General features: G+C 66.0%; 12 protein-coding genes and 1 riboswitch. Of the genes, 8 read left to right on the top strand and 4 right to left on the bottom strand.

The annotated features are described in order from the left end of the window. Entirely contained in the window at window positions 1-981 is a 981-nt protein-coding gene (locus tag MTX21_RS26340) for an NAD(P)H-dependent glycerol-3-phosphate dehydrogenase (RefSeq protein ID WP_280967579.1), read from the top strand. A gap of 2 nt (window positions 982-983) precedes the next feature. After that, on the top strand, window positions 984-1,397 hold the full coding sequence (locus tag MTX21_RS26335) for an EVE domain-containing protein (protein ID WP_280967578.1): 414 nt from the start codon (window positions 984-986) through the stop codon (window positions 1,395-1,397). A gap of 35 nt (window positions 1,398-1,432) precedes the next feature. On the opposite strand, the gene MTX21_RS26330 is transcribed toward MTX21_RS26335, so the two are convergent. Further along, window positions 1,433-2,515, bottom strand: coding sequence for an adenylate/guanylate cyclase domain-containing protein (locus tag MTX21_RS26330; protein ID WP_280967577.1), 1,083 nt, complete (start codon window positions 2,513-2,515; stop codon window positions 1,433-1,435). Between the two features lie 101 nt (window positions 2,516-2,616). On the opposite strand from MTX21_RS26330, the gene MTX21_RS26325 reads away from it, so the two are divergent. Beyond that, a complete protein-coding gene (locus MTX21_RS26325) occupies window positions 2,617-3,072 on the top strand; it encodes an SRPBCC domain-containing protein (protein ID WP_280967576.1) in 456 nt (151 codons plus the stop codon). Between the two features lie 20 nt (window positions 3,073-3,092). Here the strand turns inward: MTX21_RS26325 and MTX21_RS26320 are convergent, their stop codons facing one another. Next, window positions 3,093-4,262 (bottom strand): DNA topoisomerase IB, encoded by a 1,170-nt coding sequence (locus tag MTX21_RS26320; protein WP_280967575.1) that lies wholly within the window; start codon window positions 4,260-4,262, stop codon window positions 3,093-3,095. A gap of 395 nt (window positions 4,263-4,657) precedes the next feature. Here MTX21_RS26320 and acs point away from each other — a divergent pair, with 395 nt between their 5' ends. Further along, on the top strand, window positions 4,658-6,604 hold the full coding sequence (gene acs, locus MTX21_RS26315) for an acetate--CoA ligase (protein ID WP_280967574.1): 1,947 nt from the start codon (window positions 4,658-4,660) through the stop codon (window positions 6,602-6,604). Window positions 6,605-7,032: 428 nt separating this feature from the next. Beyond that, complete coding sequence (locus MTX21_RS26310; RefSeq protein ID WP_280967573.1) at window positions 7,033-7,548, top strand: L,D-transpeptidase; 516 nt, start codon at window positions 7,033-7,035, stop codon at window positions 7,546-7,548. A 48-nt stretch (window positions 7,549-7,596) separates the two neighbouring features. Here the strand turns inward: MTX21_RS26310 and MTX21_RS26305 are convergent, their stop codons facing one another. Both MTX21_RS26305 and MTX21_RS26300 read right to left on the bottom strand, forming a co-directional pair. Beyond that, window positions 7,597-8,190, bottom strand: a complete 594-nt coding sequence (locus tag MTX21_RS26305) for a thermonuclease family protein (protein ID WP_280967572.1) — start codon at window positions 8,188-8,190, stop codon at window positions 7,597-7,599. Between the two features lie 58 nt (window positions 8,191-8,248). Further along, window positions 8,249-8,446, bottom strand: a complete 198-nt coding sequence (locus MTX21_RS26300) for a DUF1674 domain-containing protein (protein ID WP_280967571.1) — start codon at window positions 8,444-8,446, stop codon at window positions 8,249-8,251. Window positions 8,447-8,635: 189 nt separating this feature from the next. Here MTX21_RS26300 and MTX21_RS26295 point away from each other — a divergent pair, with 189 nt between their 5' ends. From MTX21_RS26295 to purH, 3 genes are all read left to right on the top strand, one after another. Beyond that, window positions 8,636-9,982 (top strand): transcription antitermination factor NusB, encoded by a 1,347-nt coding sequence (locus MTX21_RS26295; protein ID WP_280967570.1) that lies wholly within the window; start codon window positions 8,636-8,638, stop codon window positions 9,980-9,982. 156 nt (window positions 9,983-10,138) lie between these two features. Next, window positions 10,139-11,854, top strand: coding sequence for a heparinase II/III family protein (locus MTX21_RS26290; RefSeq protein WP_280967569.1), 1,716 nt, complete (start codon window positions 10,139-10,141; stop codon window positions 11,852-11,854). 59 nt (window positions 11,855-11,913) lie between these two features. After that, window positions 11,914-11,995, top strand: a riboswitch (ZMP/ZTP riboswitch). A gap of 25 nt (window positions 11,996-12,020) precedes the next feature. After that, on the top strand, window positions 12,021-13,619 hold the full coding sequence (purH, locus tag MTX21_RS26285) for a bifunctional phosphoribosylaminoimidazolecarboxamide formyltransferase/IMP cyclohydrolase (RefSeq protein WP_280967568.1): 1,599 nt from the start codon (window positions 12,021-12,023) through the stop codon (window positions 13,617-13,619). The last annotated feature ends 17 nt before the right edge of the window (window positions 13,620-13,636 follow it).

Here is a 13,636-nt window from a genome sequence, read left to right as displayed (position 1 = left end):
ATGACCGCGTTCCAATCCGTTGCGGTGATCGGCGCAGGCGCCTGGGGCACGGCGCTTGCGACCGTAGCGGCACGAGCCGGACGCGCCGTGACGCTCTGCGCGCGCAATGCCGAGCATGCGGCGCGGATTGCGTCGACCCGCGAAAACCCACGGCTGCCCGGCGTACGGCTTGCCGCGGAGCTCGTCGTGACGAGCGAGGTAGCCCTGGCGGCGCGCGCCGACATGCTGCTGATCGCAACCCCGGCGCAGCATCTTCGTGGCGCCGTCAACATGCTGGCCTCGTATCTGACAAAGCCGACGCCGGTCGTCGCTTGCGCCAAGGGCATCGAGCACGGAACGCACAAATTCATGACCGATGTGATCGCGGAGGCCGCGCCGTTCGCGCAGCCGGCGATCCTGTCGGGGCCGAGCTTTGCCGACGACGTCGCGCGCGGCCTGCCGACGGCGGTAACGCTGGCAGCGAAGGACGAGGCACTGGCAAGCAGCCTGGTGCAGGCGCTGGGCTCGCCGACATTCCGTCCCTATCACTCGACCGATGTCCGCGGCGTCGAGATCGGTGGCGCAGCCAAGAACGTGCTGGCGATCGCAGTCGGCATCGCGGTCGGCCGCAAACTCGGCGCCTCGGCCCAGGCCGCGCTGACGACCCGCGGCTTCGCCGAACTCGCCCGCTTCGGCCGCGCGCTCGGCGCGCGGAGCGAGACACTCACGGGTCTTTCCGGTCTGGGCGATCTGATCCTGACCTGTTCGAGCTTGCAGTCGCGCAACTTCGCGCTTGGCCTGGCGCTCGGACGCGGCGAGCAGCCGCCCGCCGGCAAGCTCGCCGAGGGCGAGTTCACCGCACCGGTGCTGATCGAAATCGCATCTTCGCAAAACATCGAGATGCCGGTATCAGAAGCGGTCGCGGCGATCCTGAGCGGCAGGAGCACGATCGACGCCGCGATCTCGGGACTTCTGACGCGCCCCTTCAAGGCAGAGGAATGAACATGGCATACTGGCTGGTGAAATCCGAACCGTCGGTGTGGTCCTGGGACCAGCAGGTGGCTAAAGGCGCCAAGGGCGAAGCCTGGACCGGTGTGCGCAATTTCACCGCGCGCCAGAATCTCGTGAACATGAAGAAGGGCGACAAGGCGTTCTTCTATCATTCCAACGAAGGCAAGGAGATCGTCGGCATCGCGGAAGTTATCAAGGAAGCCTATCCCGATCCGACCGACAAGACCGGCAAGTTCGTTTGCGTCGACATCAAGGCCGAGAAGCCTTTGCAGACCCCGGTGACGATGGCCGCGATCAAGGCCGAGAAGAAGCTCGCCGACATGGCGCTGGTGAAATATTCGCGCCTGTCGGTGCAGCCGGTGACGACGGAAGAGTGGAAGCTCGTCTGCAAGATGGGCGGGGTGTAGGCATCACGTCCGCGACCCTCGAAAGACAGTGACGGTCACGTTTCCGGCAGAGCGTACACCGTGCAGGGCGAGACGATCCCGCGAAGCGGATGCATCCCGAGCGGGACGAGCGGAAGGTCAGTCTCCGCAGCGAGCGCGCCGGATACGAGCACGGTCTCGCGAAGCGGCTTGCACAGTCCTTCTAACCGGCTCACGAGATTGACCGCCGGCCCGATCGCAGTGAAATCGAGACGATTGGCGGCGCCGATATTGCCCCACAGCATCTCGCCAAGATGCAAGGCCAGGCCGAACGACAGCGGCGGCAGGCCCTGGGCGCGCCGCTCCTCATTAAGATGTGCCATCCCGGCGCGCGTGGCGGACGCCGCCTTCAGGGCCGCATCGCATGCGCCGCGGCGCGCCTCGCCGGCTACCGGAAATATCGCAAGCATGCCGTCGCCAATGAATTTCAGCACCTCGCCGCCGAAGGCATGAACCGCGCCGGCGATGCGATCGAACCAGGCATCGAGCGCCGCGATGACGACATCAGGAGGGGAGGTTTCCGAGAGCGCGGTGAAATCGCGTAAGTCCGCATAGAGCAACGCCGCCTGAATGGTCTCGCCGACGTCGCGACGCAGCGGCGCTGACAACACCCGCGCCGCGCTGCGACGGCCCAGATAGGCTTCGAGCGATACCGCCAGCGTCGCACGTGCGGCCAGCGCCGCAAGCGGCGCCGCGGCGAAGCGAGCAGCCTGGCGCAGTGTATCGGTTTCTCGAGACGTAAACGGGCGCGCGCCGGCCCAGGCGAGCAGCGGCGCATTCTGCGCCTGCCCCACCGTATCCTCATGCAGGGGGCCCGAGGCTATGTCCGCAAGCAAGCGGCGACCGGCGTCATCCGGCGGGTCGGGCGCCCATCCAGCCGGCGCGAAGCCGAGCGCCTCGATGACCTCGCCGCTCTCCGCGCGCCACAACCAGGTGCGACGCGCGATCAGCGGGTGCGGCACCGCAAGCGTCAAGGCTCCGGCCGCAAGGGGCACGCCGTCGGCGACCAGATGTGCGCCGAGTTCAGCGAGCAGGCGGTCGGCTCCGGGGCTATCTGAGGCGGCGTCGACAAGCCAGGCGAGCGTGGGGGCGAGTTGCATGGGCCAATGATGGCGAAGGCAGGCCATCTTTGTCACGGGCAATCCTTGACGGGCCGCGTCGGCGCCGCCATGTGCGAGTGTCAGCCCAGGGAAGATCGCCGATGACCGAGCCGTTCATACTGCGACGCGAGACCCAGATCGCGGCCCCGCGTGCCACCGTTTTCGCTTACCTGACCGACCCCGACAAAATCCTGAGCTGGATGGGGTCCAACGCCACAATGGAGCCGCATCCCGGCGGGGTCTACCTGCTTAGGGGTATCGGCGCGCGCGGCGGCGTTGCCCGTGGCGCCTTCCGCGAGGTCGTCCCGGTGCATCGGCTCGCTTACACGTTCGGGTGGGAAGGCGGCCAGGAAGTGCCGCCCGGCTCGAGCCTGATCGAGATCGACCTGATCGAGCGCGATGGTGGCACGCTGCTGCGCATGACCCATAGCGGCCTGCCGACCGCGGAGCAGGTGGCTGCCCACGACAAGGGTTGGACCCACTATCTTGGCCGGCTCACGATCGCGGCCGCGGGCCGAGATCCGGGGCCCGACAAGGGTCCGTCAGACAAGGCGTAGCGATGACGAGGTTTGGGTGGTCAGACCGCTGCGGTCGCCACCACCTGCGCCAGGAGCTGCTCGCGCCTGGCCTGCGAGCGCTGGCCCTTCATGGTCGCGGCGAAGCGCTCGAGGATGCCGTCCTCGAACGCGGTGACGATGGTGTCGTGGACGTAGCTCCTGCGGCAGATCGCGGGCGTGTTGGAGAGCTTGTCGGCCGCTGCACGGATCGCTTCCAGCACCTGCTTCTTGCGGCCGCGCTGGCTTGTCGCCGGCGTGATCCGCGACAGCGATTCCACGACCACCGCCGACGCCATCAGCGTGCGAAAGTCCTTCAGTGAGATCTTGATGCCGGCGATCTCGCGCAGGAACGCGTTCACCTGCGTCGTATTGACCGCACGCACGATGCCGGAAGCATCGCGATACTGGAACATGCGCTTGCCCGGGACGCTCCGCAGGATGCCGATGGCGCGTACGAGCTTGGCCGCGTCGCATTCCTTCCGCACCGCCTTGCCGCCCTTCGCCCTGAAGGTCAGCACGAAGCAGTCGTCTTCCAGCGTGACGTTGGACTTGAGCAGCGTGGTGGCGCCGCGCGTGCCGTTGAGGCGGGCATATGATTCATTGCCCGGACGGATCGCGGTGCGGGCGATCAGCTCGATCACCGCCGAAAGCGCAAATTCGCGCGTCGGCTCATCGCCCGACAGGAACATCGACACCTTGCGCCGGATCTTTGGCAGTGCGCCAACGAGTTTTTCGAGGCGATGCGCCTTGCGGTGCTCGCGGACCTTTTCCCAGTCGGCGTGATAGCGGTATTGCAGCCGGCCCGCGGCATCGCGTCCCACCGCCTGGAGGTGCGAGTTCGGATCGGCCGAGTAGCGCACCTCGCGGTAGGCCGGCGGCACCGCCATGGCGTGCAACCGGCGGATGGTGCGGGCGTCGCGGATATGCGCGCCATTGGGGCGGACGAAGAAGTAGCCCTTACCGCGCTTGATGCGCCGGATCGTAAGTTCGTTCTGGTCGCCGAGCCGCAGACCCAGTTCCTTGGCCAGTGCCTCCACCGACCTCGCGGGAGCCGTATCGAACGTTTTTTTCGGGCTGGGACGCCCCAGGGCGGGCGGTTTCGGCCATTGTCCCAGCGCTTTGGCCAGCGCAACGGCGGCGGGATCGGCTGAAGCGGGTCGCGTGCCCCCGAAATTCCGCTGATCCATCATAGCCTTACGCCTTTAGCCCTGCCTGTTATCGATCAATGCTGTTATTCTGATGTTTGTTCCGAGGGGCCGCTTTGGGCCCGGGGAGGCCATTTAGGGTGTTCCGAACCACATTGCGAGTCCCGAATCAGTGACCGACGGTTTTTGGATACCGCCGCAGGGAACATAGGTCCCTTGCGCGGGGCCGGGTCTGCAATTTGGGTAAAGACGCCGACGCCACCTGTTTCGGTCCTGCGACAGTCAGAACGACCCTGCGTGATCGGCCGCATGGCCCCCCGCCCGTCGAAGGTCCAGCTTGTGCTCCTTGTCGGGCGCGGTTAGCCCGACGCATAATCGGCGCAACGATCAAGTCGGCTTGCCGTTGCTTGTGTTCGGCGAGCCGCATGGTGGAGGAAAGCATGTCCGAGAAGATCTACGACGTACCTGCGGAGTGGACGAAGCGAGCCTGGGTCGACCAGGCCAAGTACAAGGAGATGTACGCCCGCTCGATCTCGGACCCGAACACATTCTGGGCCGAACAGGCCAAGCGCATTGACTGGATGAAGGCGCCCACCAAGATCGAGAACGCCTCGTTCGCCCCTGGCAACATCTCGATCAAATGGTTCGAGGACGGCGTCCTCAACGTCGCCTGGAACTGCATCGACCGCCATCTCGCCAAGCGTGCCAACCAGACCGCCATCATCTGGGAGGGCGACGATCCCTCGCAGTCCCGGCACATCACCTACAAGGAGCTGCACGACGAGGTCTGCCGGATGGCCAACATCCTGCGCACCCGCAACGTCAAGAAGGGTGACCGAGTCACCATCTATCTGCCGATGATCCCGGAAGCGGCCTACGCGATGCTGGCCTGCGCGCGGATCGGCGCCATCCACTCCGTGGTGTTCGCGGGCTTCTCGCCGGACAGCCTCGCCCAGCGCATCAACGACTGCCAATCCAAGGTCATCATCACCGCGGACGAAGGCCTGCGCGGCGGCAAGAAGGTGCCGCTCAAGGCCAATGTCGACGCGGCGCTCGCCAAGACCGAAGGCGTCGACTGGGTCGTGGTCGTCAAGCGCACCGGCGGCAAGGTCGAGATGAGTCCGTCGCGCGATCTCTGGTATCACGACGCCGCCAAGATGGTGACCACGGAGTGCCCGGCCGAGCACATGCACGCCGAGGACCCGCTGTTCATCCTCTACACGTCGGGCTCGACCGGCCAACCCAAGGGGGTCCTGCATACCAGCGCCGGCTATCTCGTGTTCGCCGCGATGACGCATCAATACGTCTTCGACTATCACGATGGCGACATCTACTGGTGCACCGCCGACGTCGGCTGGGTCACCGGCCACAGCTACATTCTCTACGGACCGCTCTGCAACGGCGCGACCACGCTGATGTTCGAGGGCGTGCCGAACTATCCCGACAATTCCCGCTTCTGGAACGTCATCGACAAGCACAAGGTCAACACCTTCTACACCGCGCCGACCGCGATCCGCGCCCTGATGCAGGGCGGCGACGAGCCCGTGAAGAAGACCTCGCGCGCCTCGCTTCGCCTGCTCGGCTCGGTCGGCGAGCCCATCAATCCGGAAGCCTGGGAGTGGTATCACCGCGTTGTCAGCGACGACCGCTGCCCGATCGTCGACACCTGGTGGCAGACCGAGACCGGCGGCATTTTGATCACGCCGCTGCCGGGCGCGACCAAGCTGAAGCCGGGCTCGGCAACGCTGCCGTTCTTCGGCGTGGTGCCGGAGATCGTCGATGCCGACGGCAAGGTGCTGGAAGGCGAGACCACCGGCAATCTCTGCCTCACCCGGTCATGGCCGGGCATGATGCGCACGGTCTACGGCGACCACGCTCGGTTCGAGCAGACCTATTTCTCGACCTACAAGGGCAAATACTTCACCGGTGACGGCTGCCGGCGCGACGCCGACGGCTATTACTGGATCACCGGCCGCGTCGATGACGTCATCAACGTCTCCGGCCACCGCATGGGCACCGCCGAGGTTGAGAGCGCACTGGTGGCGCACGAGAAGGTCTCGGAGGCCGCCGTGGTCGGCTTCCCGCACGACATCAAGGGCCAGGGCATCTATGCCTATGTCACCCTGATGTCAGGCGTCGAGCCGACCGAGGATCTGCGGAAAGAACTCGTCACCTGGGTGCGCAAGGAGATCGGCCCGATCGCCTCGCCGGACCAGATCCAGTTCGCGCCGGGCCTGCCCAAGACCCGCTCGGGCAAGATCATGCGCCGCATCCTGCGCAAGATCGCCGAGGACGAGCCGGGCAGCCTGGGGGACACCTCGACGCTGGCCGATCCCGCCGTGGTCGACGACCTCGTCAAGAACCGGCAGAACAGGAAGTCGGCGTAAGACGCCGTCTCGTGCCCCGGACACAGCGCAGCGCCACTTCGGCGGTGCGCTGCAGAGCCGGGGCCCATCTTATCGTGGTCAATTCTTGCGACGTGGGTCCCGGCTCTGCGTCGCGTCACTTGCGTGCCGCGCCGCGTCCGGGACACGAGATTGCTCCCATCTCCAAATCATTTCGTCCCCGGGTAGCCCGCGACCCTCACGCATTTGTCAGCGTGTGTGCCTGCGCGCCCGTATCTTTCCCATCGGGTGTTGTTTCCAAGTCATTTACTTTATTTTGAACATTTCCTTTGTTCCCCCTGCTGACTGGCCCGCGGCGGCCGCGCGCGGAAACCATCCGGTTAACAAGCGCGGTTAAGAATATGTGGGCGAGGCGGCGATTGCCGGTTTGCGTAGATTTGGACGACCCGCTCGGGGCAGGGGAAGCATTGATGTCGATGAGAATTGCGGTGGCGCTGGCTGCCACCATCGGAGCAGGGTTCTTGATGTCGACGGCGGCGCAAGCGCGGCCCGAGATGGTGGGGCTGCACGCAGGCGACTATTCGCCGGGCACTATCGTGGTTCGCACCAACGAGCGCCGGCTCTATCTCATCCTCGATGATGGCCACGCCATGCGCTATCCGGTCGGCGTCGGCAAATCCGGCAAGCAGTGGGCCGGCACCACGCACATCGAAGGCAAGTACCGCTATCCGGCCTGGTCGCCGCCCGCCGAGGTGAAGCGCGACAAGCCGCAGCTTCCCGACGTGATCCCGGGCGGCTCGCCGCGCAATCCCATGGGCGTCGCGGCGATGACGCTGTCCGGCGGTGAATATGCGATCCACGGCACCAACGTGCCGGGCTCGGTCGGCGGCTTCGTCTCCTATGGCTGCATCCGCATGCTCAATGACGACATCACCGATCTCTACAGCCGCGTCTCGGTCGGCACGACGGTGGTCGTGACGCGCTGACGCCCAAGTTCGCAGCAGACTAGCAAGAGCCGCGTTTCGACGCGGCTTTCATTGCCACCAGCGCCAGCCGCGCGCGCACCAGCCGTCGCGATGGCCGCCGTTGTAGCTGCGCGCATAGCCACCCGCGAGCAGCGCGGCCGAGACGTTGGCGGTGTGCCTGGTGGCGACGTCGGCGAGCACGCGCCCGTATTTGTCAGGACCAAGATTGTAGATCGTCACGCCGCCCTGGCCGAGCAGGCTGCGCAGCGCGTCCGTGGCGGCCTCGGCCTTGTCCAACTCTTGCCGGCAGGATGCTTTCATTTCAGGCGCATCGATGCCGCGCAGGCGAACCCGCGCGACGAGCGCGCGCCCGTCGCGCTGATGCACGCGCGCCAGAAAGGTGTCGCCGTCGATGGTGCGGATGACGTCGACGGACTGGCGCATGTCGGGATTGCCCGCCTGCTGCAGGATGATCTCGGCATCCTGCGCTCGCTCATCGGCTGCATGCGGCAACGGCCAGTTTGTTCCGTGCCGAAACGTGAGCACGACGACCATCACCACGCCGACAACGAACATCCATGGCAGCAGTCCGGAGAATCGACGGCCGAATGGTGAATGACTGTATGACGGCCGATATGAATTGCCTGGGTCGAAGCGCGACATCCGCGCACGCTATGGCTGAGTCGGCCAAGCCGGCAAGAGAACCTGAAAAACCACAGCCTCAGAAGTCCGAGGCGATGCCCTTGCGCTCCCAGTCACCGTAGCGAGTCGGCTCCGGACCTTTCGGTCCCTGCAACTCCTTCGGCCTGGCCTTGTCGGCCGCCGCCGCAGCCTGCCGGCGCGCCTCGGCTTCGGCCAGCGCGCGCTGGGCGGCCGGCGGCAACGGCTTGCGATCGGGAACGGAAGGCTGATCACTCATCGTCTGGCTTCCTAGCGCAGTATCGCGCCGCACGCGACGTCCAATAACGCATTCCTGAAATGGCTTCGAAAGGCTGAAATCGCCAGGGACGATTCTTACATTTGGCATATTCGCATGCCAGAGATGGGGCTTCTTAAGGCATGCGCCTATCGTGGCGGAACTGCCGCTCGCTCAGAACCTTGCCTACGCATGCCATCTCAACGTTTCGCTCCTCCGCCTGAAGTCCCCGGTCTTGCGGCGCGGCGGATCGCCGCCGACATCCTCGACGGCGTGCTGCACAAGCACCGTACGCTCGACGACCAGCTCGACGGCGCCGGCGCTCATCCCGGACTGAAGACGCTCGCTGATCGCGATCGCGCGCTGATGCGACGGCTGGTCGCGACGATCTTGCGCCGGCTCGGCACGCTCGGCCATGTGCTCTCACGCCTGCTCGACAAGGGCATTCCGGCCGACGCACCCCGCGCACAGAGCGCGCTTCTGATCGGCGCCGCGCAGATCCTCTGGATGGACGTTCCCGATCACGCCGCGGTCGACCTCTCGGTGCGGCTGGTGCAATCCGACCGTCGCGCGGCGCGCTATGCCGGACTCGTCAACGCCGTGCTGCGCCGCTGTGCGCGCGAGGGCAAGGCGCTGGTGGACGAGGTCGCCACGCAGTCGCTCGACCTGCCGCCCTGGCTGCTCGCGCGCTGGAGTGCGCATTATGGCGAGGCAACCGCGCGCGACATGGCGCTTGCGCTTGGCCACGAGCCCTCGCTCGATCTGACCGTGAAGTCCGACGCTGCGCAATGGGCGAGCCGCCTGCATGGCGAGGTGCTCCCGACCGGAACGGTGCGCACGCTGCTGCATGGTTCGGTAATGATGCTGCCCGGCTTCGCCGAGGGCCAATGGTGGGTGCAGGACGCAGCCGCCGCGCTGCCGGCCCGATTGTTCGGCGATATCGCCGGCAAATCCATTGCGGATCTCTGCGCCGCCCCCGGCGGCAAGACCGCGCAACTGGTGCAGGCCGGCGCGCAGGTCACGGCGATCGACCGCTCGCCCGCCCGGGTGGCGCGCTTGCGTGAAAACCTGGCGCGGCTGTCGCTTCAGGCCGAAACTGTCGTCGCTGACGCCGTGGAATGGGCCGGTCCAGCGGACGGCTTTGACGGCATCCTGATCGATGCCCCCTGCACCTCGACCGGGACGATCCGCCGCCACCCCGACGTGGCGTGGCTCCGGCAGGAGACGGACATCGCGCCGCTCACCGCGATCCAGCAACGGCTGCTGCGCAAATCGGTCTCGCTGCTGAGGCCGGGTGGAATGCTGGTCTATTGCACCTGTTCGCTGGAACCCGAAGAGGGCGAGCACGCCATCGCCACGCTGTTGGACTCGGAGTCTGCGCTCCGGCGCGTGCCGATCGCGGCGTCCGAGGTCGCCGGCCTCAGCGAGATCCTCACGCCCGAGGGCGACCTGCGCACCCTGCCCAGCCACCTGCCGCACGCCGACCCGAGGCTCGGCGGGCTTGACGGATTTTTCGCCGCCCGGCTCGTTAAATCCTGATTTTGCACCGGATTTCGCGATCGCGACGCTGATTCGCGCCCTTTCAAGGTGGTGCAAGGCGTCCGATTTTGGGATTAAAAGGATTCGTCGGAATCCTCTCCCCCTTCAAGGCAAGGCGTGTCGGTCGCTCAACGCAGACGTATCTCGACGCTGGTCATGAACCGCTTCGCGCGGAACATGCTTGCGCGCGCGAGTGGTGGCTCGGTCGCCTTGTCGCGGGTCTGGCCGGGCCGCACCGACCGGCTGATCATCGCGCCCCACGATCTGCGCACGGCGGACGCGACCCGCGCCGCCGAGATCTATGCTGGCCGCTTCGTCTTCGCCGGCAAGATCGTTAACTGCCATGGCCGCTCGATCTTCGACCTCGAGCCGCCTTCGGAGGACTGGGAAGTCGCCCTGCTCGGCTTCGGCTGGCTGCGCCACCTGCGCGCCGCCGACACCGCACTGACGCGGGCGAATGCGCGCGCGCTGGTCGAGGATTGGATCTCCAACCCGGCCAACAAACGTCCGGTCGCTCGCCGCGCCGACGTGCTGGCGCGGCGCGTGATCTCGCTGCTGTCGCAGGCGCCGCTGGTGCTCAACGACACCGACAACAAGTTCTACCGCCGCTATTTGCGGGCGCTGGCGCGCGAGATCCGTTTTCTCCGCTACACCATGGTCAACATTCCGGACGGGGTGCCGAAGCTCCAGGTCCTGATCGCGCTATGCTACACGGCACTCTGCCTTGCCAACCAGGCGCGTCACATCCGCAGCGCCTCGCGAAAGCTCTCCGAGGAGTTGCAGCGGCAGATCCTGCCCGACGGCGGGCATGTCTCCCGCAATCCCGGCGCGCTGATCGAACTGCTGATCGACCTATTGCCGCTGCGGCAGACCTTTGCCGCGCGCAACATCGCGCCTCCGCCGGCGCTGCTCAACGCGATCGACCGCATGATGCCGATGCTGCGCTTCTTCCGCCACGGCGACGGCAATTTCGCGCTATTCAACGGCATGAGCGCGACGCCTTCGGACCAGCTCGCCACCCTGCTCGCCTATGACGACACCCATGGCGCGCCGATGGCGAACATGCCGCATACCGGCTTCCAGCGTCTCGATGCCGGCCAGACCACGCTGATCATCGACACCGGCCCGCCGCCGCCGGCCAATGTCAGCCACGACGCCCATGCCGGCTGTTTGTCGTTCGAATTGTCATCGGGCATCAGCCGCATCGTCACCAATTGCGGCATGCCGACCACCGGCCGCGACAATTGGCGGCCGTTTGCGCGCGGGACGCCTGCGCATTCGACGCTGACCTATCACGACACCTCATCCTGCCAGTTCGTCGAGATGTCGGCGATGAAGCGGCTGCTGCGCGGCGCCCCCGTCGTCAGCGGACCCGTCGAGGTCGAGAGCTATCGCGAGATCGTGCAGAACGGCACGCTGCTCACGACCTCGCATGATGGCTATCTCGGCAAATTCGGCGTGATCCATCGCCGCGTGCTGATGGTCGCCAATGACGGCTCGCGGATCGACGGCGAGGACACGCTGTCGCCACCACACGGCGGACGCCTCAGGGGCGGTGGCGCTGATTACGCCTTGCGCTTCCATTTGCATCCGGCGGTGAAGGCGAGCCGGCTGTCGGACGCCCGCGGCGTCATGCTGGTGCTGCCGAACCGCGACGTCTGGACTTTCGAGGCGCTCGACGACAGGGTCGATCTCGAGGACAGCGTGTTCCTGGCCGGCAATGACGGCCCGCGCCGCACCGCGCAGATCGTGATCCGGCAGGACGCCCGCCAGGCGCCATCGATCCGCTGGAGCTTTGTCCGCTCCACCGCCTCGCCCGCGGCCACCAATGCCCGCCGCAATGCGCGGCGGGAGCCGGAACTTCCGCTGTAGATGCGCATCTCTCAGCCCCATCTGGTCGTTGTGAAGAGCGCCGAAAGCTGCTAACGAGCACGCGCTCGCGCAACTGGCGACCTTGGATGGAGCACCATCGGGAAGCGCGGGACATAGCTGCCGCGCGCCTGGGCATAGGTACTCCCTTAAACAGAGGATCTTGCTCATGACTGACGCTGACCATCGCCGTCGTATCACCCGCGCCCTGCTTTCCGTTTCCGACAAAACCGGTCTGATCGAGTTCGCCCAGGCGCTTGTCGCCCGCGGCGTCGAACTGGTTTCGACCGGCGGCACCGCCAAGGCGATTGCGAGCGCCGGCTTGAAAGTGAAAGACGTCTCCGAGCTGACCGGCTTTCCGGAGATGATGGATGGCCGCGTCAAGACGCTGCATCCGAAGGTACATGGCGGCCTGCTCGCGATCCGCGACAACAAGGAACATGCAGAAGCGATGAAGGCGCACGGCATCTCGCCGATCGATCTTCTCGTCGTCAATCTCTATCCGTTCGAGGCCACCGTCGACAAAGGCGCTGATTTCGAGGAGTGCATCGAGAACATCGATATCGGTGGCCCCGCAATGATCCGCGCCGCAGCGAAGAATCATGACGATGTCGCGGTCGTGGTCGAAGCCAAGGACTATCAGGCGGTGCTCGACGAGCTCGCTGCCAACAATGGCGCGACCACGCTGGCGCTGCGTCGGAGGCTTGCTGCAAAGGCCTATGCGCGCACTGCAGCGTATGACGCCGCGATCTCGAACTGGTTCAACCGGCAGCTCGAGATCGACGCACCCGATTTCCGCGCCTTCGGCGGCAAGCTTATCCAGTCGCTGCGCTACGGCGAGAACCCGCACCAGACCGCGGCGTTCTATGCGACGCCCGACAAGCGGCCAGGCGTGTCGACCGCGCGGCAGTTGCAGGGCAAGGAGCTTTCCTACAACAACATCAACGACACCGACGCGGCCTATGAATGCATCGGCGAGTTCGACGCGAAGCGCACCGCGGCCTGCGTCATCGTCAAGCACGCCAACCCCTGCGGCGTCGCGGAAGGACCGGATCTGGTCAGCGCTTATCGCAAGGCGCTTGCCTGCGATTCCACCTCGGCCTTCGGCGGCATCATCGCGATGAACCGCGCGCTCGATGCCGACACCGCGCGCGAGATCACGAAAATCTTCACCGAGGTGATCATCGCGCCCGATGCCAGCGAGGAAGCGATCGCCATCATCGGCGCGCGCAAGAATCTGCGGCTGCTGCTCGCTGGCAGCCTGCCCGACCCGCGCGCACCGGGCCTCACCGCCAAGACGGTCGCGGGCGGCCTTCTGGTGCAGAGCCGCGACAACGCCGTGGTCGATGACATGACCTTCAAGGTCGTCACCAAGCGTGCGCCGACCGACGCCGAGATGCGCGACCTGAAATTCGCATTCCGCGTCGCCAAGCACGTCAAGTCCAACACCATTATCTACGCCAAGGATCTCGCCACCGTCGGCATCGGCGCGGGCCAGATGAGCCGGGTGGATTCGGCGCGGATCGCGGCGCGCAAGGCGCAGGATGCCGCGAACGAGCTGAAGCTCGCGGAGCCGCTCACCAAGGGCTCGGTGGTGGCCTCGGACGCGTTCTTCCCCTTCGCCGACGGCATGCTCGCCTGCATCGAGGCCGGCGCCACCGCCGTGGTGCAGCCCGGCGGCTCCATGCGCGACGACGAGGTGATCAAGGCCGCCGACGAGCACGGCATCGCGATGGTGTTCACGGGGACGCGGCACTTTAGGCACTAACGCGATTGCGTAGCCCG

The sequence above is a fragment of the Bradyrhizobium sp. ISRA430 genome (assembly GCF_029909975.1).
Classification (GTDB): domain Bacteria; phylum Pseudomonadota; class Alphaproteobacteria; order Rhizobiales; family Xanthobacteraceae; genus Bradyrhizobium.
The sequence above is the reverse complement of the archived record's forward strand: the minus strand, read 5'-3'. Positions and strand labels throughout refer to the sequence as shown.